Origin of the sequence: Saccharospirillum alexandrii, assembly GCF_043641555.1 — a bacterium.
Lineage (GTDB): Bacteria > Pseudomonadota > Gammaproteobacteria > Pseudomonadales > Natronospirillaceae > Saccharospirillum > Saccharospirillum alexandrii_A.
In genome coordinates this window covers 310,510-336,596 of the sequence record NZ_JBHZRJ010000002.1, presented here as the reverse complement: position 1 = coordinate 336,596, position 26,087 = coordinate 310,510, and the positions used below count along the sequence as shown (strand labels likewise).

The following is a 26,087-nucleotide window of genomic DNA, read 5'->3' as shown; positions in this document are numbered from 1 at the left end:
CGGATTCGATCATTCCGAACGCCGGTGATGGGTTCCGTCAGGCGCCTGTTCGACCCGGCAGTACATCCTTCAGCTTGGCATGCATGGATCGCAGTAGATTCTCTGTGGCAGACCAGCCAATGCAGGCATCGGTGACGGAGACACCGGGTTTGAGCTGTGACAGATCGTCCGGAATGCTCTGGTTTCCCTCTTCGAGATTGCTTTCAATCATTAAACCGATGATCGACTGATTACCCTCAAGTATCTGATTGGCAACGTTGTCGGCAACCAGGGGTTGCAGCGCATGGTCTTTATTGGAGTTTGCGTGCGAGCAGTCGACCATAATGTTGGTCGGAACACCCGCCTTGCGCAACGTGGCCTCACACTGGGCAACACTGACTGAATCGTAATTCGGTTTGCCGTTACCGCCGCGCAGCACAACATGCCCGTAGGCATTGCCCTTGGTGTGGATGATGGCAACCTGTCCCTCCTGGTTGATTCCCAGGAACCGGTGTGGTGACGACACGGACTTGAGCGCATTGATGGCGACATCAAGGCTGCCGTCGGTGCCGTTCTTGAAACCAACGGCTGAAGACAGGCCGCTGGCCATTTCACGGTGTGTCTGGCTTTCTGTAGTTCGCGCGCCCACAGCAGACCAGCTGATCAGGTCTTGCAGGTACTGCGGTGAAATCGGGTCCAGTGCTTCTGTGGCCGTCGGCAGACCGAGGTGGGCAATGTCCATCAGTAACTTGCGACCAATGTGAAGACCGTCTTCAATTTTAAAGGAGTCGTTCAGGTAAGGGTCGTTGATCAGGCCTTTCCAGCCAGTGGTTGTGCGGGGTTTTTCGAAGTATACCCGCATGACAATCAGCATGGATTCGCTGACTTCTTCGCTTAACGCCTTGAGGCGTTTGGCGTAGTCAATGGCCAGCACCGGATCGTGAATTGAGCAGGGGCCGATGACTACGATGACGCGCGGATCGGTTCTATCCAGTATGGCGCGTACGGCATCGCGACCGGCATTGATAACGGCAGCGGCTTCTTCTGTGACCGGAATGTCGGCTTTCAGGGCATCTGGCGTGAGCAGAATTTCCTGGCTTTCTACGTTTAAGTTCGCTAATGCTTGCATGATAACGCTAGGGCTCTCGTTAATGGCTCGATTCATATTGGGTGTCGCCAGGCCGCTAACGGTTGTAAGCCCCGTCGGGGTTGGCCTGAACCTGCAGGAATGATAAGTAAGTAAAGAATAAAATACAACCCGTAAAGAAAAGGATACAGTTTGGTGGTCTCTCGTTCAAAAAGTAAGAAAAATCAAAAGCCCTGGTCCGGATTGCTCGGTGGTTTCGTCGTCATTGTTGTGTTTGCTGCTGTAATGGGGATTGCACTGGAAGAGATGGCAGCCGGTGAAGGTGAGTATCGGCGAACTGTCTGGGATCGGCTGACGGGTAAGCCGGCGGTGCCCGTTGGGCGCGCGCAGGTCAGTGTGCAGTTGGCCGTGGAGCTCTGCCGGCAACGGGTAGCGCGGCAACTTGGCCGGGAGCTGTTGCAGTCGAGCTTCGATCAGCGCTCCTCCCGGTACAACACCGAATTGCAGGTGCACACCGTGTTTCTGGATTTAACCCTAGAGGGGCGGGAGCGCGACGACATTTATGCCCGGTGCGATGTTTCGGCGGTTAACCGCCTGATACTGGAGTATCGGTTGCAGAACTACGGGAATATGTTTTGGGGTTGAGGTGTAGGCAAGTGTGCTGGTGATGACCTGCTAAAGGGCCGGTAAAGAGTTTATGCTAAAAATGAATAATTGATCATCTTTATATAACCTGATAGAAATTGTGCAGTGTGTGTAGTGAAACGCAGCGAGCCGGGTGGCGGCCGCTGCCCAGTACAGACCGACAACAAAAAAAGTGCCGGGCGATCGTTCCGGAACTGCACCGAACAGGCAAAGGGGAGCACTATGAAGTTGCAGCAATTGAGATACATCTGGGAAGTAGCTCATCACGATTTAAACGTATCGGCAACGGCACAGGTTCTCTATACCTCCCAGCCTGGCATCAGCAAGCAGATCAGGCTCCTTGAAGACGAACTCGGCATTGAAATTTTCGCCCGCTCCGGCAAGCACCTGACCCGCATTACGCCAGCGGGAGAGGCGGTGTTGAAAGTTGCCGGTGAAATTCTGCGCAAGGTCGACTCGATCAAGCAGATCGCGCAGGAGCACAGCGACGACCGCCAGGGCAGTCTGAGCCTGGCCACCACCCACACACAGGCTCGGTACGCCTTGCCGCAGGTTATTGACAGCTTTATTCGCGACTTTCCCGATGTATCGTTGCACATGCATCAGGGAACGCCGGTGCAGATAGCCGAGATGGCGGCCGACGGAACCGTTGATCTGGCCATTGCGACCGAGGGAATGGAACACTTCTCGGACCTGGTGATGATGCCTTGCTACCGCTGGAATCGCTCTATCGTCGTCCCCCGGGAACACCCGCTGGCAAAGCGCACCCAGATCACGCTTGAAGACGTGGCGGCCTTTCCGATTGTTACTTACGTCTTTGGTTTTACCGGCCGGTCAAAACTGGATGAAGCCTTTCTGGAACGTGGCCTGACACCCAAAGTCGTCTTTACCGCCGCCGACGCAGATGTGATCAAAACGTACGTCAGATTGGGGCTGGGTGTCGGTATACTGGCGCATATGGCCATCGATCCGGAGCAGGACCGGGACCTGGTCAGTCTGGACGCCAGCCACCTGTTTGAGGCCAGCATCACCAAAATAGGCATCCGCAAGGGCACCTTTATTCGCGGCTTTATGTACCGGTTCATCGAGCGCTTTGCACCCCACCTGAACAAGTCGGTTGTCGACGAGGCGATGGCCACGACCAGTCGACATGAACTGGATGAGTTGTTTCAACACACTCAGTTGCCAACTTACTAGCCGGTTCAGCGACCGGCCGCAGTCAATCAACCGGTAAATGGCAGAGCGCCGGGTTTTCCGCCAGCGTGCAACCCGCATTCTTTCTGGGTGGCTTCTTCCCACCACCAGCGACCTTCCCGTTCGTGCTGCCCTGGCAGTACCGGGCGTGTGCAGGGTTCACAGCCAATGCTGATAAAGCCGCGTTCATGGAGGCTGTTGAAGGGGATCTCCATCATTCTGATGTAGTTCCAGACTTCCGCCGACGTCCAGTTTGCCAGTGGGTTGTATTTGTACAGATGCTCAGCACGGCCGGTAAAGCGGTCGTCGCGCTGTACATTGGGGACTTCGGCCCGGGTGCTGGGGCTCTGATCTTTGCGTTGTCCGGTAATCCAGGCATCCAGACCGCTTAGAGCGCGCTCCAGCGGCTCTATTTTCCGAATGCCGCAGCACTCCTGGTGCCCATCCTGATAGAAACTGAACAATCCCTTTTCACGCACCAGGGTTTGCAGTGGCTCTGCTTGCGGTGAATAGAGTTCAATCGGCAGGTTGTAGTGATTGCGGAGCTGATCAATGAACCGATAAGTCTCCGGATGCAGACGGCCGGTATCCAGGGTAAATACCTGTGGGGATTGGGTCAGCTTGCTCAGCATGTGAACCAGCACAACGTCTTCCGCGCCGCTGAACGACAAGGCGATGTGTTCGTGCGTGTCGAGCGCACGTTTGAGGATGTCGCGGGGCGACAGCCCGGAAAGTTCCAGATTCAGTTCGGTCAGATTCATGATAAGGCACGGCAGTCACGGTGAAGCGGCGACTCTACCAGCTTGCGCGGGTTTCGTTAAATAACCGCATATCATAAGGTTATGTAGTTGGATCTATGCGCCGGGACAGGGCGTTAGCAAGCCTGTGAGTTTCCGTGGAACGGTTCCACGTGGAGCGTTAGCTGTGGAACACTTTTTGATCAGCTTGGAGAAAAGCTCAGTTACTGTGGCCTATCTGGCAATACTGCGATTCACTTAATGGCGTTGCCTTCTTTTTGTCTGCCCAGTAACGTTAACCGCTGCAATGTTTCCCACCATTAGGATGAGCCAACTGTGGAATTAGCCTGCCTTGACCTGGAAGGGGTTCTGATCCCTGAAATCTGGATTGCCTTTGCGGAAAAAACCGGTATTGATGCCCTGAAGGCCACTACCCGGGATATTCCGGATTACGATGTACTGATGAAGCAACGCTTGCAGATACTGGACGATCATAATCTGGGTCTGAACGAGATTCAGGCGGTGATCGCAGAGCTTGAGCCGCTGCCCGGAGCCAGGGAGTTTGTTGATTGGCTTCGTGAGCGGTTTCAGGTTGTTATTCTGTCGGACACCTTTTACGAATTCGCGGCCCCTCTGATGCGCCAATTGGGTTACCCGACGTTGTTCTGTCATCGGCTTGAAGTAGACGGTCAGGGCAAGGTGCTGGACTACGTCTTACGTCAGCCTGATCCTAAGCGAGCCTCGATCAAGGCGTTTCATGGACTGAATTTCCGGTGTATTGCCGCAGGCGACTCCTACAACGACACCACCATGCTGGGCGAGGCCGATGCGGGCATTCTGTTTAATGCACCCGCTAATGTGATTGCCGAGTTCCCGCAGTTTCCGGCAGTGACCGGCTACGACAACCTGAAAGCTGCCTTTTTACAGGCGAGCAACCGGGTTTTACCCGCCTGAAACCGTCCCCAGTGCATTAAGAATATGCGCCACCTTGGTGGCGCTTTCCTCGTATTCATCGTCGGCGATACTGTCGGCGACGATGCCACCACCACCTGAGCACATCAATTGGCCAGGTGTTCTCAGTAGCGACCGGATCAGGATGTTGCTGTCAAAGGACCCGTTGTCACTGAGCCAGAATGCAGTGCCGCAATAGGGCCCGCGTGCGCACACCTCCAATTCATCGATGATCTCCATTGCCCGGCGTTTTGGAGCGCCGGTAATGGAACCGCCAGGGAAAGCGTCGCGCAGCACGTCCAGCGGGGTCGAGCCAGTTGCCAGGTCTGCGGTGATGGTGCTGACCAAATGATGCACATTGCTGAATGCTACCGGCTTGCACAGTTCCGGTACTTTCACGCTGCCTACCCGGGCATTGCGGGAAATGTCGTTGCGCAGCAAGTCGACAATCATCAGGTTTTCAGCCCGGTCTTTTTCGCTGTGCTCCAGTGCCTGCGACAAACGCTGATCTTCGTCCGGCGATGCCCCTCTGGGACGAGTGCCTTTGATGGGTTGCGTTGTGATGTGCCCCTGGTCGATGGTGATAAATCGCTCTGGTGACACACTCATCAGCGTGTGATCAGCGGCGCGATGGTAAACGGCGTAAGGGGCCTGAATCCGGTCGATCAGGTGACTGTAAACCGACCAGTCGGAAACCCCGGGTTCTATGTCTGCGTACCAGGGTCGGGTGAGGTTGGCCTGGTAAATGTCGCCCGCGAGGATGTATTCCTTTAGTGCTGCGAAGTGCTGCTGGTAGGTTTCTCGGCTCATGCCTGAGCGCCAGGCGAGGGACTCAATAGGGGGCGGGACTTCAGGGGTTGGGGGTCGTCTTCGAACGGTCTCATACCAGGCCATAACCCGCTGTCTCAGCGAATCGGACAGGTGCTCTGACACGCACAGAAACGCGCGCTGTTGCTGATGATCTAACACCAGGCTCCACTCATAGCGGTCAATACTGGCCAGGCAGGTTGGGCTAGGGTGGCGGCTGGTCAGGCCATGCAGCCCATACCCGGCCTCGTAGTTGAGATGTCCGGCCAGGCCTGACGAAAAGGGCAGGTCACAGCCGGTGACGGGGTTGGGCTGGCGGGCAGCCAGCCAGCTCAAAAAATCAGGGGTGTCAATCAATGTTGTCTGACCCTGTTGCTCACACTCAACCTGCTGATTGTCGAGCATCCGGTATCGGGTTTCCGGCCAGGCCGAACACCACTCCCAGCGGTGGCCTTCCCGGGCGGGATTGCCGGAATGAAACCAGATGGCCCCAACTTCATTCGCCAGGGTCGCAAAGTAAGGGCGGGCGGTCGTTGTGTAGGGGAGTTCCAGACGCTGCAAGGTGTTCACTTCTTGGTAAATAAGCCGGCGCTATTCTAGCGATATTGTGCTGAAAGTCCTGCCATAGGCCAGGTTTAGTGAAATTTCTTCTGTAATGAATCGGTTACCGGGTAGAAAGGGGACAGATTCGACACCCCCCGAACACTAAAAGTTGACCGGGTTCACATAAGGAGAGCACCATCTTTACTCGTTGACAGTACAACGCACTCATAATAAAAATCACATCAGGAGTGAACCATGAGCACCGTTCTCGTTATCGATGCGGCCTGCGATTTGCCGCCTGGTTTTATCGATGACCGCAACATTAAATTGTTGCCTATCGCCATTCGGGTTGACGATCAGACTTACACGGATGTCAAGGATGCTCAAAAACTGACCGACTTCTATGCCCAGGACAGGCTTGGTCGTAACCACGATGCCGAATCCATCCCCTACAGCAGTGAACAAATTGAACGGCTGTTTCTGGATGAGCTGGTGACCGAGTACGACTTTGCACTGGTGCAAACCGTGAGTCGGAAACGCAGTCCGATATATGACAATGCCACCAAGGCTTCACACGCCATTTTGCGCAGTTATCACGATGTTCGTGAAGCGGCCGGACGCGACGGAAATTTTGGCATGAGGGTCATGAACTCGGGGACCCTGTTTTGTGGGCAGGGTGTGCTGGCTGCTTTCACCAGCGACATGATCGAACGTGGCAAAGCGAAGAACGAGATTCTCAAACTAGCCGATGCCATGCGCCAGCGAATCTATGCCTACCTGGTCGCTCCGGACGTGTACTACATTCGCGAGCGGGCACGCAAAAAAGGCGATGAAAGTGTTGGCATGCTCACGGCTCTGGTGGCTAAATCGCTTGATATCGTACCGATACTGTCTGCGCGGGGTGATGATACGTTTCCGGTTGCCAAAGGGCGGGGATTTGATGCCAGCGTCGACCGGTTACTGCGCTACACCATTCGCCAGGTAGAGCACGGCTTGCTGACACCTTATGTGGTGGTGTCGATTGCCGGCGACCTTTCTGGTCTGGAAAACCATGAAGGCTATAAGGCATTACAAAGCACGGCTGCCAGCAAGGGCGTGACAGTGCTCAGTTGTGTGATGGGACTGACTGGCGGGCTGAATGTCGGTCCGGGCAGTATCTGTGTGGCTTTCGCCGCCGAAGATCATGAGTTTGACGGCTAGCCGTCCCGATCTTTTCATTCGTTGAGTAAAACAGGGGGAGACAAGCAGACTCGGGTCACCTATTCTGAAACTGTGCCAACTGAAAGGAGAACTTGCTCGCTCAAACCGGTCCGGTGCCTCCAGGCCAGGCTTGGTTGCCGGGTGTTCAGGCCCGCCGGGAAGTCGTTTGTTCAGTCAGATATCGTCTGGGCAGCCAGGTCACCAGAATGGCTGTCGCGCCGGAGCAACCCTGCTTGCTCCGCTGTCCCGACCAGGAGAGGTTATGCACGCATCTGCTCGTGAAGGTTCCAACCCGAAAATCTACGCCCTTGATACTAACGTCCTGATCCACGACCCCAATGCGGTTTTCAACTTTGAAGAACACCAGGTTCTGGTGCCCATGGTGGTGCTGGAAGAACTCGATAAACTCAAAGTTGGCAGCACGGCTCTGGCAGCCGATGCTCGCCAGTCTGTGCGTACCATCGACGCCATTTTAGGGGGAGCCACACCCCAGCAAATCATGGAGGGTGTCGGTATTGAACGCCAGCACACCCAGCAAAGTGTGGGTACGCTCAGTATCATGATGCCCAGGGATCCCTCGGCGTCTATCCTGCCGGCACACAGCAACGACAACCGCATCATTAACGATTTACTGGCTTTGCAAGCCCAGCATCAGGAAGCGGAGGTGGTGCTGGTTACCAAAGACATCAATATGCGCCTCAAGGCCAGAGGCAGCGGCCTGCAATCGGAGGACTACCATAACGACCAGCTGATTTCCGATATAGACAGCCTCACCACCGGCTACCATGCCCTGGAGGGCAGTTTCTGGGAGCAGATTGAAGCCGTTGCTCCCCAAAACATTCGAGGTGAACGTTACCATGTGATCGATAAGAAGGTTTTGGCGGAAGTACTGCACGAACCGTTTTATGCCAATCAGTTTTTTTATGATCAGAAAGAGTTTGTTGGCCGTATTCACCGGGTGGAAGACGCTCAGGTGTCGATAGAGATGCTCAACACCGGGGTGCTGATGCGTCAGAAAGCCTGGGGGATGGTCCCGCGTGATTTATTTCAGGCCATGGCCATGTATCTGTTGTTCGATCCCGAAATCGATCTGGTCGCGCTCAATGGGGCTGCCGGTAGTGGCAAAACCATGTTGGCGCTGGCCTGTGCCCTTGAACAGACGATGGAGACCAAGCAGTACAAGCGCATCATCGCGACACGCAGTACACGTGGGCTGGATGAAGACATCGGTTTCTTACCGGGAACCGAGACTGAGAAAATGCAGCCCTGGCTGGGAGCCTTTACCGATAACCTCGAAGCGCTGCATGCGGAGGATTTTGATCCGGGCAGCAGTCAGGATTTTGTGGGCGCCAAGGTGCCCATACAATTCAAGAGCCTGAATTTTGTCCGTGGACGCAGCTTCCAGCAAAGCTTCATGATTGTCGACGAAGCCCAGAATCTGACCCCACACCAGATCAAGACCATCATTACCCGGGCTGGGCAGGGTACCAAGGTAGTGTGCCTGGGGAACCTCGCTCAGATCGATACCCCTTACCTTGGGCCAACCAGTTCAGGGCTGACCTACATGAGTGAGCGGTTCAAGGGGTTCGAGCACGGTGGCTCCATTACGCTTGAGGGAGTTGCGCGCAGTCGACTGGCGGCGTACGCGGAATCGCATTTGTAGTGGGTACGGTGTAAAGGTCGTTAACCCGGTTCAGTGGGTTGACGAAAAAGTGACATAGTGCTTTTCTCTGATGGGGTTGAGCCGTATTATGGACCACTGTGGGTGAACTGGCATTCCGGTGGTCTGTATTCTGCGTCAAAGCCGGTTCCTCTATGCTGTCACAGGCCTTCAGAGCCATTCGACAGTATCTTTTTCCCAGGACGGACAAAACCTCAGGATGAGAAGTGCAGTTAACGATTGAGGTGGGTGCGTGATCCAGGTAATCGTGGTGGACGATCATGATCTAGTGCGGATGGGACTGGTCCGGTTGCTGGGCGACGCTGATGGCATTGAAGTCATCAAAGAAGGCGCCAGCGGCGAAGACGCCATTCGTCTTGCCAAGGAACATGAGCCGGATGTCATTATGATGGATGTGCGCATGCCCGGCATCGGGGGCATTGAAGCCACCCGCAAGATTCACCGTCAGTTTCCGGATATTCGCATTATTGCCGTGACCGCCTGTGGCGACGATCCGTTTCCTGCGCGCCTGTTGCAGGCCGGAGCGGCAGGCTACCTGACCAAAGGCGCCTCGTCCGAAGAGATGGTGCTGGCCGTGCGCACTGTGGTTGCGGGACAGAAATATCTGGCACCCAATGTGGCTCAAAAACTGGCGCTGCAAAACGTTGGGGCAGGGGGGTCGCCTTTCTCGGAACTGTCTGACCGGGAGATGCAGATTGCCACGATGATCTGCTCCTGCAAGAAGGTTCAGGAAATTTCCGACAAGTTATGCCTGAGCCCAAAGACGGTGAACACCTATCGTTATCGGATTTTCGACAAGCTCAGCATCTCCAGTGATGTGGAACTGACGCATCTGGCCATTCGTCATGGCATCCTGGAACCCAACGAGATGGTATAATCCTGGCTATGCCAGAGACAACGCACCCCTTTGACCACAAAGCCTACCTCAAACATCTGACAGCCCGGCCCGGTGTGTATCGCATGTACGATACCGACGGCCAGCTGCTTTATGTAGGCAAAGCCAAGAACCTGAAAAACCGGGTTTCGAGCTATTTTCGCAGCCGCGGGTTAACCAACAAGACCCTGGCGCTTGTGGCGCGTATTCAGCGCATCGATACCACCGTTACCCACAGCGAAACCGAGGCACTGCTGCTTGAGCAAACCCTGATCAAGCAGCACAAACCGCCCTATAACATTCTGTTGATTGACGACAAATCCTACCCCTATATCCGTCTGACGACCGAGCATGAATCGCCCGGGCTCTATGTACATCGGGGTGCCCGACGCGGCAAGTCTGAGTATTTTGGCCCCTTCCCCAATGCCAGCGCGGTGCGCGAATCTCTGGCGATTTTGCAGAAAGCATTCAAGGTGCGTCAGTGCAAGGACAGTGTCTTCACCAATCGGCAACGGCCCTGTCTGCAATACCAGATCAAACGCTGCAAGGCGCCCTGTGTCGGGTTTGTCAATGAAGAAGAGTATCAGGCCGACCTGGAGAAAACCCGGGCCTTCCTGCAGGGTAAGAATCAAACGTTGATTCAGACGCTGGAGCTGGAAATGGATACCTCTGCCGCCGAGCTGGACTTTGAAAACGCCGCCGAAGTGCGCGACCAATTGCTGGTGTTACGCAAAGTTCAGGAGCAGCAGTACGTCTCCAGCGACCGGGGTGATGTCGATGTCTTTGCGCTGGAATCCGGCGACCTTGGCCTCTGTGTGCACTACCTGATGATTCGTCAGGGCCGTCTGCTCGGCAGCCAAAGCTATTTTCCCAAGCCCGGCATCGAAGAAGAGCCGGCCACCATCATGCTCAGTTTTTTGGGTCAGTATTATTTTGGCCGTACTCACGATGATTGCCCGCAAAGTGTGGTGTTGAATGTTCCGGTGACCGATAAAGGCTGGCTGGAAGCAGCGCTGTGCGAACACTTTGGCCGCAAGATTACGCTGAGCAGTTCGGTGCGCGGGCGCAATGCCCGCTGGCTGGAACTGGCTCAGACCAATGCCCGGGAACAATTGCAGCAGCGCATCAGCCATCGCCAGCAGGTTGTGCAGCGTTTCGAGGCCTTGCAGTTGGCGCTGGAGCTGGAGGAGATGCCAGAGCGCATCGAGTGTTTTGACATTTCTCACAGTTCCGGTGAAGCCACCACAGCATCCTGCGTTGTTTTCGATCAAAACGGCCCAAACAAGAGCCTGTATCGCAAATTCAACATTGAAGGGGTGACTGCCGGTGACGACTATGCCGCTATGTCCCAGGCGATTGAGCGGCGTTACAGCCGCTTGCAAAAGGAAGAAGCCAAACTGCCCGATCTGTTGATTGTTGATGGCGGCAAAGGCCAGATGAAAATGGCAAGAGAGGTCATGGATGAGCTGGGTGTGTCGATACCCCTGCTGGGTGTGGCCAAGGGGGAAACCCGAAAGCCAGGGCTGGAGACTCTGTTTTTTGAAACACCGGACCAGGTTATTCAGTTACCAAACCATGCCCCGGCCCTGCACCTCATTCAACATATTCGGGATGAAGCGCACCGCTTTGCTATTACCAGCCACCGGGCCCGGCGTAGCAAGGCCCGAGTCGGGTCGCTACTGGATGAAATTCCCAATGTGGGTCCGGGGCGTCGCAAAGCGCTGATTCGCCATTTTGGCAGTGCGCAGGGCGTCAAAGCCGCCAGTCAGGAGGAGATAGCCCGGGTGAAAGGGGTATCCCGGGCGCTGGCAGAATCGATCTATGAATTTCTGCACAGCCGTTGACCCGGCATCGGGCAGCATGAAACGACTGTGAAAAAGTACCCGTCCGGGCCATGCAATGGTTTACAGTATGGAACAAAGCTGGAATCCTTCCGCCCGTTGGACGCAAAGCGGACCTTGCTGGTCCGCACCATTAAAGGAAGGCTATGAACATACCGAATATTTTAACGCTGTTCAGGATTCTGATGATTCCTGTCGTCGTTGTCGTCTACTACCTGCCGCAAAGCTGGTCGTTTCTGCTGGCCGCGGTCATTTTCACAGCGGCAGCCATAACGGATTGGGTGGACGGCTACCTGGCTCGCAAATTGGGCCAAATGACCCCCTTCGGCGCCTTCCTCGATCCAGTAGCCGATAAACTTATCGTCGCTGCGGCTTTGGTGGTGCTGGTGGAAAGCCACGGCAGTATCTGGATGACCGTTCCGGCGGTTGTGATTATTGGCCGGGAAATCGTTATTTCCGCATTGCGCGAGTGGATGGCAGAGCTGGGCAAGCGTGCCAGTGTTGCGGTTAACATGCTGGGCAAGGTTAAAACCACGTTGCAAATGGTTGCCATCGTTATCCTGCTGACTCAGGATCCTGCCATGCGCACTGCGCTGTCGGCAGAATGGCTGGCCAACCTTGGCCTGCTGGCACTTCAGGTATCTGCCGTGTTGACCCTCTGGTCAATGATCGTCTACTTGCGAGCCGCCTGGCCGGAATTACGACCCGAGACCTGAGCGGTCATCTGAGCCAAAGCGGTGTCGCGGCGTAAAAGTCAGCTAAGTGCCTAAATTGTAAAGAAAAATAATTGACGCCCCATAAACGAATGCTTAGAATGCGCGCTCGTTGATTGGGGTTGGGGCCGTACTTCCAGCACCAGCTGAACGAAACAGTAAAGTGGAAATAGCTCAGTGGTAGAGCACAACCTTGTCCGAGGTTGGGGCGGGACGCGCAGTCTCGCGAGTTCAGGGTTCGCAGAAGCCTCAGTTAACCGGACAGTGTTGATGCATTGCCATTGGTAATGAGCAGTAAAGCGGGAATAGCTCAGTGGTAGAGCACAACCTTGCCAAGGTTGGGGTCGCGAGTTCGAATCTCGTTTCCCGCTCCAATTGAAGCGCGACCCGAGGGTCACGACCGGGATGCCGGCCAGTTGAATCTCGTTTCCCGCTCCAAATAGAAAGGCTCTTCTAAAGAGCAAGCCTGTAAAGGCTGGATGGCAGAGTGGTCATGCAGCGGACTGCAACTCCGTGTACGCCGGTTCGATTCCGACTCCAGCCTCCATTTCCTCATTCGGAAGTGGCTATATAGCCCTGGTCAGGGTTCTGCAGTATCCGCGGCATCGTGACCGCACCGAGACAGTCCTCGATTCGCCCGGATGGTGAAATTGGTAGACACAAGGGACTTAAAATCCCTCGGCCATTGCGGCCGTGCCGGTTCGATTCCGGCTCCGGGCACCAGTTTCAGCCATAGCGCTTACTAACCTTCAGCTTTTGCCAGCCCTTCTGTACATCCTTTTCAATCCACTTTCTTAATAAACTGCTTTAAGTTCGCCAGTGGTATCAGAATGCCAGGGCCAGTTGGCGCTCATCGTTGGGCGTTGCTGCCTTGTCGGTGTCGTTAACGGCCTCGGAGCGCGTTTTGCCGAACGGCCGAAAGACGAACACCAGCGTATCACTGCTGTCACCCGTCTGTTTCATTTGTGCGCGCCTGGCATCGTTGTATTCGCCCTGCGGGGGCCAGCACAGTACGGCGCTGCTCTGTCCGTTGTGCAGTACGTCGTCCAGTGTCTTCCAGTAATCTCTGATGGTGCGGGTATGAATGATCTGAACCTTGCGGGTATCAACGCCAGCACGGGCCAGGGCGCGTTCATTCGGCAGGCAGGGCGGGGCGATGAAGGTAATCCACTGTTTTTTCTGGCTCAATTGGGCCAGCACAGGGACCAGCAGATGCAGTTGCCGCAATCCTTCGGCCTGGCAGAAGACTTCAGTCAGCGTGCTCATTGTCAGCGCGTCAGCGGCTGCCCGACCGTGTTGTGGCTGTGGCCTCGTTGCGCGGCTACGCCAGACGGGAGTATTGCGGTCGATTTCGGTCTGAGTGATCTGTGCGGTTGCGGACATGACGGCCTCCTGATTACTGTTCATATATACAGTAACTGTAGTTATATACAGTGATCAGGGTGTCGTCAACTTTTTTTGTGATCGAGTTGGTGTCTTTGCGACAGACATGGGCTGAATTTCTGGCTGGCAAGGTAAAAAAAAGGCCCTGCTGAGAGGGCCTGGTCGGGGAAGCTGGTAAGACGTCAGGAAAGCGCGTCAGCGATGCTCGAACAAAGGGGTGCTGTCAGTTCCGCCCTGGTAACGAACACTGAACGGCGCCAGCAGAGCCAGCGCGATCGATGCTTCGTCCTCGGTTCGGCAGGCAAAGGCGTTGATGCCGCAGCGACCCATATAAAACACCTGATCCGGCAAAAAGTCGCCAATGGCGCGAAGCTCACCGGAATAGCCATAGCGCTCACGCAGCAGGCGGGCTTTGGAGAAACCACGGCCATCGGCAAACTTGGGAAAGCGCAGTGCAATCAGTGCCAGGTTGTCCAGACTGTCAGTCACGTCTTCTGCCATCTGTTCATCGTTCAACCAGACACCGAGGTCGCGGTCGGAAGCGTCCCATTCGGCCTTTTGAGCCTGATAGAGAGCCAAAGGCAGAATGACCGGGCCTTCGGCTGGCAGGGGCGCGTCGTCGTCAATGAGTGTCCAGAGGTCGTCCTGGCGCTGCCCGTCTTTAATGAGATTTTGCATAAACACGCTCCTTGAACGGCTCGATGCCAATTCGGTCTACGGTATCGATAAAGGCTTCGTCGGGCCGGCGGTGGTCAACATAGACCTGTATAACCTTGTCGACCACGGCGGGCACTTCGTCGGCCTTGAACGACGGCCCGAGGATCTTGCCAACCCGGGCATTTAGACCGGAGTCGCCACCGAGCGATACCTGGTAGAACTCTTCGCCTTTTTTATCCACGCCGAGAATGCCGATATTGCCAATATGGTGATGACCACAGGCGTTCATGCAGCCAGAAATGTTCAGATCGATGTCGCCCAGATCAAACAGATAATCCAGATCATCAAACTGAGCCTGGATCGCCTCGGCAATCGGGATGGACTTGGCATTGGCCAGGGCGCAGTAGTCTCCACCGGGGCAGCAGATTACGTCGGTCAGGGTGCCAATGGTTGGGGTGGCGAAGCCATGTTGTTTGGCGGCTTCCCAGAGTTCGAACAGCTGATCCTGACGCACATCGGCCAGGATCAGGTTTTGTTCGTGGCTGACGCGCAATCCACCCAGTGAGAATGCATCGGCCAGTTGTGCGGCCGCGCGCATTTGGCCAGAGGTGCAATCGCCCGGGGCATAGCCCACTTTCTTGAGTGACAGGGTAACGGCCGCATAGCCCGGCTTTTTGTGCCCAGTAACATTGCGTTCCAGCCAGCGGCTAAAGCCCGGGTGGGCGTCTTTCTGTTCGGCCAGTACCGTGTCGGCGTTATGAAGTTTGGCGTAAGCCGGGTCGACGAAATGCTTGCCCACGCGCTCGATTTCAGCGTCGGTCAGTGTGCCCGGGCCGTCTTTCAGGTGGGCCCATTCAGCCTCAACCCGATCACGGAAGGCATCTACGCCCAGCGCTTTAACCAGAATCTTGATCCGCGCCTTGAATTTATTGTCACGCCGGCCGTTCAGGTTGTAGACCCGCAGAATGGCATCGAGGTAAGTCAGCAGATGCCTGGCTGGCAGGTAATCGCGTACGTTCTGGCCCACCAGCGGCGTGCGGCCGAGGCCACCACCGACAAACACGCGGAACCCGATATCGCCGCCTTCGTCTCGCACCAGTTCCAGGCCAATGTCGTGAAACCGGACGGCTGCCCGGTCTGAGTCCGGACTGGCATTGACGGCAATCTTGAACTTGCGCGGCAGGAAGGCAAATTCGGGGTGCAGGGTGGACCATTGGCGAATCAGCTCGCACCAGGGGCGCGGGTCGGCAATTTCATCCCGCAACACACCGGCGAACTGGTCGGTGGTGGTGTTGCGAATGCAGTTGCCCGAGGTTTGAATGGCGTGCATCTGCACCTCGGCCAGGCCCGCCAGTATGTCAGGCACGTCTTCCAGGGCGGGCCAGTTGAACTGGACGTTCTGGCGCGTCGTGAAATGGGCATAACCCTTATCGTACTGCTCGGTCAGGTCGGCCAGGCGATAGAGCTGCCTGGAAGACAGCAAGCCATAGGGAATGGCGATGCGCAGCATAGGCGCATGGCGCTGGATATACAGGCCATTTTGCAGGCGCAGCGGCAGGAACTCGTCATCGGCGATTTTGCCGTCGAGGTAGCGCTCAGTTTGCTCTCTAAACTGGGCAACGCGTTCATCGACCACTTTCTGATCGAACGAATCGTACAGGTACATGCAGTCCGCCTATCCAATGAGGGTGTTGGCTCACACTATAGAGAAAGCCTCTTATTCCATAAACAATTTATATTTCATAATTTTATGCTATACCGTTATATGAGACGGCTTGAACCAGCGTCCAATAGACGATTAAATGGCTCGCGTAAATAGCATTCTGGTCCAAACGTGCTAGCTGCGGCCCGGGAACGACTATCTGCCGGAACGGTCGCCTAGGGTCGATGGGCTGCAAAGACAGCGCGACAGGATGTTAAAACCCGATCTTCGGCATACCAGAATAATGGATGCTGCCACACTAAAGACATGCTCACAAAAAGAACAAAAAGGGGGGTTTAATTATGGCAACAACCAAGAAATCAGGCATGACGGATGCTCAGGCGGATGCCATCGCGGCAGTTATAATCGTCACTACCGTTGTGGTTGCAGCGGTTTACTGGGTTGCAACCGCAACCTAATAGCAACTTTGCTCTGCACAAGGTAGCGTCGCTGAGGCCCTGAAAAGGGCCTTTTTAGCAGGTGGCATGCCGGCAGTCTGCTTAGGGTGCCAGCAAGGTAACCAGCCCAATCAGGCTGAACACAAACAGCACGGTGAACAGGATGCCACCGATGATAAAGGGCCAGATACTGCCTGATGAAAAATCGCTGACGCGATTTTTGTCGCTCTGCACACCCACCAGCCCAGCCAGCAGGCTGATCAGTAACTTCGACCATCGCGGTTTGCTGGCACGATTTTCGGTGTCATTAGCAGTCGAACCTCTCTTACCGGACATGATACAGTCTCTCACTTCAGTATTATCAAATAGATTTCATAAATGCGACCCTGCATCCTGCAATGCGACAAAGCCCCGCAAAACGGTGGCCGGCAGGGTGAAAGGGGGTGTCGTTTACTAGAGAATACGCCCGGTTCAACTAGTATCAAACAAGCACCCGACATCATCAATCAGACACAGCACAATCCATACTACCTGCAAATCAACAGTGAGCAATGCCTGACATTGCCGGACATTAAAAAGAAAAACAGAGGCCAACAATGACGCAAACCATGTCTCATCAGCGAAGTGAGTTGCTTGAAAGCTTGCATGCCCGCCTTCAGCCCCACTTCCCGAAAGAGCACAGTGATAACCTGAAGACGCTGATTCATGCCCTGTTCAAGCATGCATCAATGCAAGATCTGCTTTCCTATGAAATGACCGACTTGGCCGGTCTGGTAGTTTCAATGTGGCGCACCTTGCAGGGCGGAAAAGCACAGCATGGGCTGGTCAATGTATTTAACCCCAATGTCGAAGAGCACGAGTGGCAGTCGCCGCATACCATCGTGTCCATTTTGCATTCGGATTTGCCGTTCATTATCGACTCTGTTCGCCTCACCCTGAATCGTCTGGGTGCCAATATTCATACAATTTTTCACGCCAGCCTGGCTGTATCGCGCAACAAAAGCGGGCAATTTGACGGCTTTTCGGGCAAAGGTGCCCAGGAATTACTGCTGCTGATCGAGGTTGACCGCACAACCATCGCCAGTGAGCGCGATCGTATCGAGAGCGAAATTCGCTCCGTGGTTCAGGATGTTGAGCGGGTTGTTGACGATTACACCGCCATTCTGCAGAAAACCCGGGATGCCATCAGCGATTTCAACACCCTGAAATACCCGGTAGACGCCTCGGAACTCGATGAAGGCAAGGTGTTCATGAAGTGGCTGGCCAATAACCACTTCACCTTCCTGGCCTATGATGAATACGTTGTCGAGGGTGATACGGTTAAGCAGGTTGAAGGCAGTGCGCTTGGGTTGTTCAAGAAAAGCCCAAAACGCCGTGATGAGACCATTGCGGGAATGTCCGAGCACCGCCGTTCTCATGTCTTTGAGAAAGAACTGCTGATCTTCTCCAAATCCGGTCACCGGGCCAATGTTCACCGCCCGGCCTATTCGGACTATGTGCTGGTCAAACACTTTAATGACAAGGGTGAGGTGGTTGGCGGGCGCCGTTTTCTGGGGCTCTACACCTCGACCGTTTACAACGAGGCACCGGTCAATATACCGGTTGTGCGTCGTAAAATTGAGTTGGTTCTGGAAAAGAGCGGGTTTGCCGAGGGTGGCCACAATTACAAGGAGCTGGCTTCCATTCTCTTTACTTTCCCGCGCGATGAACTGATCCAGGCGTCGGTCGATACCCTGTTGAACATGACGCTGGACGTGCTGGCCATTCAGGAACGCAAGCGCATCCGGTTGCTGCTGCGCAAGGATATCTATGGCAAGTTCCTGAACGCCATCGTCTATATGCCGCGCGATATCTTCAACTCGCAATTGCGCCAGCAGGTGCACGACCTGCTGGTTGATCAGTTCGATGTTGAAGGGTCTGATTTCACCACCTTTTTCAGTGAATCCGTGCTGGCGCGAACGCGGTTTGTGTTCAAACTGAGCCATCCGATCGACGAAGAATTGCCGACCGAACTTTTGGAAAAACGCATCGTCCAGATCGCCCGTCGCTGGACGGATGAATTGCAACAGGCGCTGATCGAGTCGTTCGGTGAAGAAAAGGGCATGCGTTTTCATCAGCGGTATGTTGAGGCCTTTCCGGCCAGCTATCGCGAGCAATACAGCGCCCGGGTAGCGGTGGCTGATATTCAGCGTATGGAATCGCTCAACGCGACCAATGCCGACCCCATCACGCTCAGCTTTTATCGTTCGATGGAGCCGACGGGCAGTGAGCTGAAGCTGAAGATCTTCAACAAAGGCTCGGCATTGCTGCTGTCCGACCTGATTCCGGTTCTGGAGAACCTGGGGCTAAAGGTCATCGACGAATACCCCTATGAGATCAATTACGGGGAAGACAGCTGCATCTGGATCTACGATTTCTCCCTGCTTTACGAGCCCGATCCGGACCTTGATCCGGCCAAATACCGCGATGAGTTCTCCCGGGCCTTTATCAATATCTGGAATGGCCGGGCTGAAAACGACGCCTACAATCAGCTGATTCTGCGCGCCCGCTTAACCTGGCGCGAAGTCGCCATGTTGCGTGCCTATGCGCATTACATGAAGCAACTGCGTTTTGGCCTGTCACAGGAATACATCGCCGACACCCTGATCAAATACACCGAGATTACTGACATGCTGGCCGAGCTGTTCTCGGCCCGGTTCAGCCCGGCCAAACAAAAAGGCAAACCCCAGGTCGACAAGTGGTTGCAGGGTATTGAACAGTCACTGGAGAGCGTCAATAACATCAACGAAGACCGCATCATGCGGCGCTACGTTGAGCTGATGAAAGCGACCTTGCGCACCAACTTCTATCAGGAAGATGAGCCCGGTCGCCGCAAGGATTACATCAGTTTCAAACTGAACCCGGCCAAAATCAGCGGTATTCCATTGCCAAGGCCGATGTTTGAGATCTTTGTCTACTCACCGCGCGTCGAAGGTGTGCACTTGCGCGGTGGCAAGGTGGCCCGTGGTGGGCTGCGTTGGTCCGACCGGATTGAAGATTTCCGTACCGAAGTGCTGGGGCTGGTCAAGGCACAGCAGGTCAAGAACGCGGTTATTGTACCCGTGGGTGCCAAAGGCGGATTCGTCGCCAAGCAACTCCCTTTGGACGGCGATCGCGAAGCCTTTATGCGCGAAGGCATTGCCTGCTACAAAACCTTTATTCGGGCGTTGCTGGATGTCACCGACAACCTCAAAGAAGGTGAGTTGATCGCCCCCGAAAACGTCGTGCGCTACGATGAAGACGACCCCTATCTGGTTGTCGCCGCCGACAAAGGCACCGCAACGTTCTCTGACATTGCCAATGCGGTCGCCGACGAATACGACTTCTGGCTGGGGGATGCCTTTGCCTCGGGCGGCAGTAATGGGTATGACCACAAGAAAATGGGCATCACTGCCCGGGGCGCCTGGGTCAGCGTACAACGTCACTTTCGAGAGCTGGGGCTGGATGTCCAGAAAGACCCCATCAGCGTGGTTGGCATTGGTGATATGGCCGGCGATGTCTTTGGCAACGGCCTGCTGCGTTCGCAAACGCTGAAACTGGTGGGTGCCTTCAACCACCTGCATATTTTTGTGGACCCTGAACCCGATGCCGCGGCGAGTTTCGCCGAGCGGCAACGGTTGTTTGACCTGCCGCGTTCGAGCTGGGAAGACTACGATGCGTCGCTGATTTCCAAAGGGGGCGGCATTTTCAGCCGTACAGCCAAGTCGATTCCGGTTTCGAAGGAAATGAAAGCGGTGTTTGGCATCAGCAAGTCGAAGATATCACCGAACGACCTGATCAGTGCCATGCTCAGAGCACCGGTGGATCTGTTGTGGAATGGCGGTATCGGCACTTACGTCAAAGCCAGCCATGAAAATCATACCGACATCGGCGACAAGGCCAACGATGCGTTACGGGTCAATGGCAACGAGTTACGCTGCAAGGTGATTGGTGAAGGGGGCAACCTGGGCTTCAGTCAGCTGGGACGGGTAGAGTTCAACCTGAACGGCGGACGCTGCTTTACCGATTTTATCGACAATGCCGGCGGTGTCGATTGTTCTGACCACGAAGTCAACATGAAGATCCTGTTGGACGACCTGGTCGCCAATGGTGACCTGACCGTCAAGCAGCGTAATGAATGGTTGTTCAAGCAGACCGAGGATGTATCCCGTCTGGTCTTGCGCAATAACTATCGCCAAACCCAGGCGTTGGGCCTGGCGTTCACCGAGTCGAGCCGGCGTGTGGAAGAATACCGCCGTCTGATCAATTCGATGGAAGCCGCTGGAAAGCTGAATCGCTCGCTCGAGTTTTTGCCCTCGGACGAAGACATTACAGAGCGCAAGACCCGCAGCCTGGGTCTGACGCGGCCTGAGTTGTCTGTGCTGATTTCCTACGTGAAAGGGGATCTGAAAGAGCAGCTGATTCGCGAAAATGTCGCTGAAGATGCCTACCTGGAAGACGCGGTAACAACCGTATTTCCGGAAAAAATGCTCAAGAAGTTCGAAGGGCCGATGCGCCAGCACCGGTTGAAGTCGGAAATTGTCGCCACTCAGGTTGCCAACGACATCTTCAACTACATGGGCATCGCCTACTTCAACCGGCTTCAGGAAAGCACCGGCGCATCGCCCGTTGAAGCGGCCAAAGCATACGTGGCAGCGCGGGATATCTTCGGATTGCATGGATTGTGGGATCAGATCGAAGCTCTGGATCATCAGATTCCGTGCGAGCTGCAAAGCCAGCTGATGTTACGCACCGCCCGGATGGTCCGGCGCGCCAGCCGCTGGCTGGTGAAGAATTACCGCACCGGAATCGACATCAGCAACGTCATCAGTTTGTATCGGGAGCCGGTAGAACGGATGATTGATGCGCTGGAAACGCTGTTGCCTGAAGAGCAAAAAGAGAACTGGCTGAAAGAAGCGGCTGCACTGGAAGAGCAGGGGATACCGGCTGACGTGGCACGCCGTGTCTGTGCTTCCGAAATTCTGTACACGACCCTGGGGGTCATCGCGGTGGCTCAGACCCAGGAGCGCGACCCCATGCTGGTTGCCCAGGGTTACTTCCGGGTCGGCGATGCGCTGGAACTGGATAACTTTGCCGACCAGGTCAATAGCCTCAGTGTCAATACGCACTGGCAGGCTATGGCACGGGAGTCATTCCGGGACGATCTGGAATGGCAACAACGACGCATTACCCAGGGTCTGTTTGCGCAAATGGAGAAGGGCAGTGAGCTGGAACCGGTGGTTTCTGAATGGCTGGAACGCAACACCATTCTGGTAGAGCGCTGGTTACGGATGATGAGTGAAATTCGGGCTGTCAATGAACCCGAATTCAGCATGTACAGCGTCGCGATTCGCGAACTGCTGGATCTGTCACAGGCAACGATGCCAGAACTCTGAAGCAACAAGCGTAAGCAGAAGACTGTTTGAAAAAGGCTCCCCCGGGAGCCTTTTTTGGTAATGGTCAGCTTGTTTGCGCATCGAAAGTCAGCATAATCAACGTCTGGACACCCTTCACCGATCCCGACACCCCCCGGAGACCCGTTCTGCATGGCGCAGCACCTCATTGTGGATTTGTACATTTCAGCAGATGACTATCTGCGACATTACAAAGGACAGGTATCACAGGTGGTGTGCGAAGCGCGTGATGGCCGGCGGGTTCGTTTCCCGTCCAGTATCCTGCAGCGCTTCGTCACCCGCAGCGGCATACACGGCAGTTTTCGCATCGAATTTGACGATGCCAACAAACTGGTATCCGTTAAACGTATTGCCTGATTGAAGCCTGCTGGCGGCTCTTAAGTCTGGGCTGGGCCGGTGCTATACTGCGCGCCGTCCAAAACGGAGCCTGCCCATGTATAACCTGATCCGCCGTGCCTTGTTTGCCCTCAGTCCGGAAACCTCCCACGATCTCAGTCTCGATGGGTTGGGTGCTTTGCAGCGGCTGGGGGTATTGGGCGCGTTCAGCAAGAAACCGGAAGGCCGGCGGACAACGTTGTGGGGCATCGATTTCGAGAACCCGGTCGGTTTGGCCGCCGGGCTCGACAAGAATGCCGATTATCTGGATGCGCTGGGGACCCTCGGCTTTGGCTTTGTTGAAGTGGGCACGGTAACACCGCGGCCGCAACCCGGCAATCCGCATCCGCGACTGTTTCGGTTGCCCGAGCATCAGGCAATCATCAACCGGATGGGCTTCAACAACAAAGGTGTCGACTACCTGGTTGAGCGCGTTAAACGCAGCCAATACCGCGGTGTTATCGGCATCAATATCGGTAAGAACAAGGACACCCCGGAAGAAGACGCTCTGAGCGATTACCTCACCTGTCTCGACAAAGTTTACGCCCATGCGCACTACGTGGTGGTCAATGTGTCGTCACCGAATACCCCCGGGCTGCGCAATCTTCAGTTTGGCGAGGCGTTGACCCGTTTGCTGGCAGGGCTCAAGGAGCGACAGCAACACTTGACGGAGATTCATGGGTTCAAGCCGTTGCTGATCAAGATCGCCCCGGACATGACTGCCGATGAAGTGCAGAGTGTGGCCCGGGCCCTGGCAGAGTCCGGCATTGATGGTGTGGTGGCGACCAACACCACCCTGGCTCGAGAAGCCGTTGCGGGCCACCCTCATGCAGAGGAAAGCGGCGGCTTGAGTGGCGCCCCCTTGCTTGAGTCGTCGACCCGGGTGCTGACACTGCTGCGCGAGGTGCTGCCAGCGCAGGTGCCCATCATCGGCGTTGGCGGCATCTGCTCTGCCACTGATGCCCGGAAAAAGTGGGATGCCGGCGCCGATCTGATTCAGATCTACAGTGGGTTCATTTACCAGGGGCCAGGCTTGATTCGGGACTGTGTGCAGGCTTCTTTGTCTCAGGCAAAAAAAAGCTGAGTTTGGTTGTGAAAGGGGGGTCGGCCCAGGGGTGGAAAGGGGTACAAAAAAGCCGGCAGAATGGCCGGCTTTTGAGTCAAGGGTAGTGAGTGTTGGATGACAAGGGTCAGTGGGGCATCAGTACTTCGTTGATACGGTGTACACCGCGTACGCCTGTGAAACCATCCCACTGATCGGATCGTCCTTCGCGCCACCCGTTCATCCACTCCTGATGGACCTCGGGTTTGCCGTCGGGACATAAACTTTTGGATCTACCCTCAAGACCAGCCATGTAGCCTTTTTGATAAGCACGTCCTAGCGGGTCACGTTTTTGTCGCTTCATAAATAGACCTCTCTTTCAGTCCATGGGATTAAACCCGGCCTTCCGAGCCGAGCGTTGTGAAGCTCTTATTACGACTATCCTTCTGGTACTGTTGTATCGAAAGATGGCCACCGGTGTCGATGACCAATTCAGTCTAAAAAACCTCGTTTTAAGTGCTCGATGTCATAAAATGGTGGTTGTAATTGCAACACTGCTCTGGAATCGGTGTTGTGAGGCGAGCCATCTAACCCTGTTCGCGGGTTTTAATAAACTCCCGGCAGTCATTTTTGTTTTTTTATAGAGATTTTGTCTAACCATGCCTTCAGACGCTGTTCAAACGCCGCACAACGAAATCTGGATCACCTGTCCGAACGGTTTTCATGCCTTGCTCAAGCGGGAAATTACCGACCTTACCGGCGTGGTCCCGCGCGACTGGGCCCGGGGCATGGCGCTTGACGCCCCGTTGCTGGAAGCCTATCGCCTGTGTCTCTGGAGCCGGCTCGCCAACCGTATTTATTTGCCACTGGGGCAGACGGACGTGATGAGCATGGACGGGCTCAAGGCATTGGTTGACAGCATCGACTGGGATCAGCATGTGCGGCCCTCGGGCACGCTCAGGGTGGATTTTCAGGGGCACTTGCCGGGTATAGATGACTCACGGTATGGCGGACAGAAGGTTAAGGATTTTATTGTCGACCAGATGCGCGAACGCCATGGCGTCCGCCCGGATGTGGACCGGGATGCACCGGACATAAGCGTTGTGGTGCTCATTGGGCGCAAACGCATCGATCTGGCGCTTGATCTGTCGGGGGATTCGCTGCACCGGCGTGGCTACCGACGGGCGACCGGTCCGGCCCCGTTGAAGGAGAACCTGGCGGCGGCATTGCTGTTGGCCACTGGTTGGCCTGAGCGAGCACGGGCCGGAGAAAGCTTTATCGATCCGTTGTGTGGTTCGGGCACCCTGGTAATCGAAGCGGCGATGATCGCCGCTGACTTTGCTCCGGGGTTGTTGCGGCCCAGGTTTGGCTTTGAAGGCTGGCTCGGGCATGACCGGGCAGCCTGGAACACCTTGCTGGGTGAAGCGCGCGCCAGGCGCCAGGACGGTGAAGCCGCCATGGTGCCAGTATTGGGATACGATGCCGATGGAGGTGTTGTTGCCCGTGCCAATGAAACCCTGGAGCGACTTGGCCTCAGTCGCCAGACACGCTGTTATCACAAGCCACTGGCCGAATGGTCGCGGCCCACGCATCTGGCACTCAAGCCTGGCCTGGTAGTGACCAATCCGCCTTATGGCGAACGTCTGGGTAACAAACCGGAGTTGCTGTCGCTATACCGTAAACTGGGTAACCTGGCTCAGACCGAGTTGGCGGACTGGACGGTGGCATTGCTGACGTCCGATACCGTTCTGGCGCGGGAAACGGGGCTGCGTGCGGCCGAGAAACTGCGTTTTTATAATGGCCCGATAGAAACTCACCTCTATGTGTTTTCGGTCGGAGACCGCACCGCCCATCAGCCCAGTCAGCAGGTGGCGCAGGATGACGCCTTGCGCAATCGGTTGTTAAAAAACCTGAAATTGCGGCAAAAGTGGCTCAAAAAGGAAAGCATAGAAGCGTACCGCTTGTACGACGCTGATTTGCCCGAATTTGCCATCGCCATCGACTGCTATGGCGACAGTCTGCATGTTCAGGAATACGCACCGCCCAAGGAAATACCCGAAGAAAAAGCCCGGCAACGCCTGATGCACGCCCTGGCGGTACTGGGCGACGTCACCAGGATTCCCGCCGAGCGTACCGTGCTCAAGCAGCGCCAGCGTCAGCGTGGCAAACAGCAGTACGAACGAAAAGACAGTGCGGGTGACGTCTTCACCATTGCCGAGCACGGCGTGAATTTGCAGATTAACCTGAGGGATTATCTCGATACCGGGGTCTTTCTGGATCACCGGCCGACACGGCTCTGGATTCAACAGCATACCCAGGGCAAACGCTTCCTGAATTTGTTCAGCTATACCGGCGCGGCAACGGCCCATGCCCTGGTCGGTGGTGCCACCAGTACAACCAGTGTGGATCTGTCGCGCACTTACCTGAACTGGGCGAAAGACAATTTACGCCATAATGGCGGTCAGGTTTCTGGCCATCATCGCTTTATCCAGGCCGATTGCATGACCTGGATTGAAGAAAACAACGAGACGTTTGATCTGATTTTTATGGACCCGCCGACCTTCAGCAACTCGGCCCGTATGACGGATACCCTGGACATACAGCGGGATCACCCGGGCCTGATCCGTGCGGCCATGAACTCACTGGCCAGCGACGGGGTGCTGATATTTTCCAACAACTTCCGCAAGTTCAAGCTGGATCCGGAATTACAGGCCCGGTATGACGTAAAGGACGTGACTCAGGTGTCGATTCCATTCGATTTCAAACGCTCACGGCCGCATCAGTGCTGGCACTTTCACCACAAAGGGTAGTTTCAGCGGCCGGTAAGCATTGAACAGAGTTCCCAG

At 55.4% G+C, this 26,087-nt stretch carries 20 protein-coding genes and 3 tRNA genes; 15 read left to right on the top strand and 8 right to left on the bottom strand.

Features of this window, described 5'->3' with window-relative positions:
- Positions 1-37 precede the first annotated feature (37 nt).
- Positions 38-1,108 (bottom strand): 3-deoxy-7-phosphoheptulonate synthase, encoded by a 1,071-nt coding sequence (locus ACHUE7_RS07405; protein WP_394169406.1) that lies wholly within the window; start codon positions 1,106-1,108, stop codon positions 38-40.
- Positions 1,109-1,261: 153 nt separating this feature from the next.
- On the opposite strand from ACHUE7_RS07405, the gene ACHUE7_RS07400 reads away from it, so the two are divergent.
- Together ACHUE7_RS07400 and cysB are read left to right on the top strand one after the other, a co-directional pair.
- The gene (locus ACHUE7_RS07400; RefSeq protein WP_394169405.1) at positions 1,262-1,711 is read left to right on the top strand and encodes a hypothetical protein; all 450 of its coding nucleotides are present in this window, start codon (positions 1,262-1,264) and stop codon (positions 1,709-1,711) included.
- Between the two features lie 222 nt (positions 1,712-1,933).
- Entirely contained in the window at positions 1,934-2,908 is a 975-nt protein-coding gene (gene cysB / locus ACHUE7_RS07395) for an HTH-type transcriptional regulator CysB (RefSeq protein ID WP_348475365.1), read from the top strand.
- Positions 2,909-2,934: 26 nt separating this feature from the next.
- On the opposite strand, the gene ACHUE7_RS07390 is transcribed toward cysB, so the two are convergent.
- Positions 2,935-3,666 (bottom strand): phosphoadenylyl-sulfate reductase, encoded by a 732-nt coding sequence (locus ACHUE7_RS07390; protein ID WP_394169404.1) that lies wholly within the window; start codon positions 3,664-3,666, stop codon positions 2,935-2,937.
- Between the two features lie 312 nt (positions 3,667-3,978).
- On the opposite strand from ACHUE7_RS07390, the gene thrH reads away from it, so the two are divergent.
- Positions 3,979-4,596, top strand: a complete 618-nt coding sequence (gene thrH, locus ACHUE7_RS07385; RefSeq protein WP_213677987.1) for a bifunctional phosphoserine phosphatase/homoserine phosphotransferase ThrH — start codon at positions 3,979-3,981, stop codon at positions 4,594-4,596.
- On the opposite strand, the gene pabB is transcribed toward thrH, so the two are convergent.
- A complete protein-coding gene (pabB, locus tag ACHUE7_RS07380) occupies positions 4,585-5,961 on the bottom strand; it encodes an aminodeoxychorismate synthase component I (protein WP_394169403.1) in 1,377 nt (458 codons plus the stop codon). The genes thrH and pabB overlap by 12 nt on opposite strands.
- 237 nt (positions 5,962-6,198) lie before the next feature.
- Between pabB and ACHUE7_RS07375 the strand changes: the two genes are divergently transcribed.
- From ACHUE7_RS07375 to ACHUE7_RS07340, 8 genes are all read left to right on the top strand, one after another.
- A complete protein-coding gene (locus ACHUE7_RS07375) occupies positions 6,199-7,143 on the top strand; it encodes a DegV family protein (RefSeq protein ID WP_394169402.1) in 945 nt (314 codons plus the stop codon).
- A 262-nt stretch (positions 7,144-7,405) separates the two neighbouring features.
- Positions 7,406-8,806, top strand: a complete 1,401-nt coding sequence (locus ACHUE7_RS07370; protein ID WP_394169401.1) for a PhoH family protein — start codon at positions 7,406-7,408, stop codon at positions 8,804-8,806.
- A 250-nt stretch (positions 8,807-9,056) separates the two neighbouring features.
- On the top strand, positions 9,057-9,701 hold the full coding sequence (gene uvrY, locus ACHUE7_RS07365; RefSeq protein WP_213677983.1) for a UvrY/SirA/GacA family response regulator transcription factor: 645 nt from the start codon (positions 9,057-9,059) through the stop codon (positions 9,699-9,701).
- A gap of 8 nt (positions 9,702-9,709) precedes the next feature.
- Entirely contained in the window at positions 9,710-11,542 is a 1,833-nt protein-coding gene (gene uvrC, locus ACHUE7_RS07360) for an excinuclease ABC subunit UvrC (protein ID WP_394169400.1), read from the top strand.
- A 143-nt stretch (positions 11,543-11,685) separates the two neighbouring features.
- Positions 11,686-12,255, top strand: coding sequence for a CDP-diacylglycerol--glycerol-3-phosphate 3-phosphatidyltransferase (pgsA, locus tag ACHUE7_RS07355; RefSeq protein WP_394169399.1), 570 nt, complete (start codon positions 11,686-11,688; stop codon positions 12,253-12,255).
- 296 nt (positions 12,256-12,551) lie between these two features.
- Positions 12,552-12,626, top strand: a tRNA-Gly gene (locus ACHUE7_RS07350).
- A gap of 99 nt (positions 12,627-12,725) precedes the next feature.
- A tRNA-Cys gene (locus ACHUE7_RS07345) sits at positions 12,726-12,799 on the top strand.
- A gap of 88 nt (positions 12,800-12,887) precedes the next feature.
- Positions 12,888-12,975 (top strand) — tRNA-Leu (locus ACHUE7_RS07340).
- A gap of 102 nt (positions 12,976-13,077) precedes the next feature.
- Here ACHUE7_RS07340 and ACHUE7_RS07335 read toward each other — a convergent pair.
- From ACHUE7_RS07335 to ACHUE7_RS07320, 4 genes are all read right to left on the bottom strand, one after another.
- A complete protein-coding gene (locus ACHUE7_RS07335; protein ID WP_394169398.1) occupies positions 13,078-13,635 on the bottom strand; it encodes a cell division inhibitor SulA in 558 nt (185 codons plus the stop codon).
- 195 nt (positions 13,636-13,830) lie between these two features.
- Positions 13,831-14,313, bottom strand: a complete 483-nt coding sequence (locus ACHUE7_RS07330) for a DUF934 domain-containing protein (protein WP_394169397.1) — start codon at positions 14,311-14,313, stop codon at positions 13,831-13,833.
- A complete protein-coding gene (locus ACHUE7_RS07325) occupies positions 14,297-15,958 on the bottom strand; it encodes a nitrite/sulfite reductase (protein WP_394169396.1) in 1,662 nt (553 codons plus the stop codon). Before ACHUE7_RS07325 ends, ACHUE7_RS07330 begins: the two co-directional genes overlap by 17 nt.
- A 536-nt stretch (positions 15,959-16,494) precedes the next feature.
- The gene (locus ACHUE7_RS07320; protein WP_394169395.1) at positions 16,495-16,728 is read right to left on the bottom strand and encodes a DUF2970 domain-containing protein; all 234 of its coding nucleotides are present in this window, start codon (positions 16,726-16,728) and stop codon (positions 16,495-16,497) included.
- Positions 16,729-17,000: 272 nt separating this feature from the next.
- Here ACHUE7_RS07320 and ACHUE7_RS07315 point away from each other — a divergent pair, with 272 nt between their 5' ends.
- The 3 genes from ACHUE7_RS07315 (at position 17,001) to ACHUE7_RS07305 (ending at position 23,283) form a co-directional block, all read left to right on the top strand.
- On the top strand, positions 17,001-21,806 hold the full coding sequence (locus ACHUE7_RS07315; protein WP_394169394.1) for an NAD-glutamate dehydrogenase: 4,806 nt from the start codon (positions 17,001-17,003) through the stop codon (positions 21,804-21,806).
- A gap of 150 nt (positions 21,807-21,956) precedes the next feature.
- Positions 21,957-22,181 carry a DUF2835 domain-containing protein gene (locus ACHUE7_RS07310; protein ID WP_127555314.1) on the top strand — a complete coding sequence of 75 codons (225 nt, stop codon included), beginning with the start codon at positions 21,957-21,959 and terminating at the stop codon, positions 22,179-22,181.
- Positions 22,182-22,257: 76 nt separating this feature from the next.
- Positions 22,258-23,283: a quinone-dependent dihydroorotate dehydrogenase gene (locus ACHUE7_RS07305; RefSeq protein ID WP_394169393.1), complete on the top strand. Its 1,026-nt coding sequence runs from the start codon at positions 22,258-22,260 to the stop codon at positions 23,281-23,283.
- Between the two features lie 106 nt (positions 23,284-23,389).
- Here ACHUE7_RS07305 and rmf read toward each other — a convergent pair whose 3' ends face one another.
- Positions 23,390-23,605: a ribosome modulation factor gene (gene rmf, locus ACHUE7_RS07300; RefSeq protein ID WP_127555316.1), complete on the bottom strand. Its 216-nt coding sequence runs from the start codon at positions 23,603-23,605 to the stop codon at positions 23,390-23,392.
- Positions 23,606-23,900: 295 nt separating this feature from the next.
- Here rmf and rlmKL point away from each other — a divergent pair, with 295 nt between their 5' ends.
- Complete coding sequence (gene rlmKL / locus ACHUE7_RS07295) at positions 23,901-26,051, top strand: bifunctional 23S rRNA (guanine(2069)-N(7))-methyltransferase RlmK/23S rRNA (guanine(2445)-N(2))-methyltransferase RlmL (RefSeq protein WP_394169392.1); 2,151 nt, start codon at positions 23,901-23,903, stop codon at positions 26,049-26,051.
- Positions 26,052-26,087 lie beyond the last annotated feature (36 nt).

Excerpts from the sequence above, each read along its gene's own strand:
- ACHUE7_RS07330 (WP_394169397.1), bottom strand. The coding sequence starts at position 14,313 with ATGCAAAATCTCATTAAAGACGGGCAGCGCCAGGACGACCTCTGGACA.
- ACHUE7_RS07335 (WP_394169398.1), bottom strand. The coding sequence starts at position 13,635 with ATGTCCGCAACCGCACAGATCACTCAGACCGAAATCGACCGCAATACT.
- ACHUE7_RS07405 (WP_394169406.1), bottom strand. The coding sequence starts at position 1,108 with ATGCAAGCATTAGCGAACTTAAACGTAGAAAGCCAGGAAATTCTGCTC.
- rmf (WP_127555316.1), bottom strand. The coding sequence starts at position 23,605 with ATGAAGCGACAAAAACGTGACCCGCTAGGACGTGCTTATCAAAAAGGC.
- ACHUE7_RS07310 (WP_127555314.1), top strand. The coding sequence starts at position 21,957 with ATGGCGCAGCACCTCATTGTGGATTTGTACATTTCAGCAGATGACTAT.
- ACHUE7_RS07315 (WP_394169394.1), top strand. The coding sequence starts at position 17,001 with ATGTCTCATCAGCGAAGTGAGTTGCTTGAAAGCTTGCATGCCCGCCTT.
- ACHUE7_RS07375 (WP_394169402.1), top strand. The coding sequence starts at position 6,199 with ATGAGCACCGTTCTCGTTATCGATGCGGCCTGCGATTTGCCGCCTGGT.
- ACHUE7_RS07390 (WP_394169404.1), bottom strand. The coding sequence starts at position 3,666 with ATGAATCTGACCGAACTGAATCTGGAACTTTCCGGGCTGTCGCCCCGC.
- ACHUE7_RS07370 (WP_394169401.1), top strand. The coding sequence starts at position 7,406 with ATGCACGCATCTGCTCGTGAAGGTTCCAACCCGAAAATCTACGCCCTT.
- ACHUE7_RS07325 (WP_394169396.1), bottom strand. The coding sequence starts at position 15,958 with ATGTACCTGTACGATTCGTTCGATCAGAAAGTGGTCGATGAACGCGTT.
- uvrC (WP_394169400.1), top strand. The coding sequence starts at position 9,710 with ATGCCAGAGACAACGCACCCCTTTGACCACAAAGCCTACCTCAAACAT.
- rlmKL (WP_394169392.1), top strand. The coding sequence starts at position 23,901 with ATGCCTTCAGACGCTGTTCAAACGCCGCACAACGAAATCTGGATCACC.
- ACHUE7_RS07320 (WP_394169395.1), bottom strand. The coding sequence starts at position 16,728 with ATGTCCGGTAAGAGAGGTTCGACTGCTAATGACACCGAAAATCGTGCC.
- pgsA (WP_394169399.1), top strand. The coding sequence starts at position 11,686 with ATGAACATACCGAATATTTTAACGCTGTTCAGGATTCTGATGATTCCT.
- cysB (WP_348475365.1), top strand. The coding sequence starts at position 1,934 with ATGAAGTTGCAGCAATTGAGATACATCTGGGAAGTAGCTCATCACGAT.
- ACHUE7_RS07305 (WP_394169393.1), top strand. The coding sequence starts at position 22,258 with ATGTATAACCTGATCCGCCGTGCCTTGTTTGCCCTCAGTCCGGAAACC.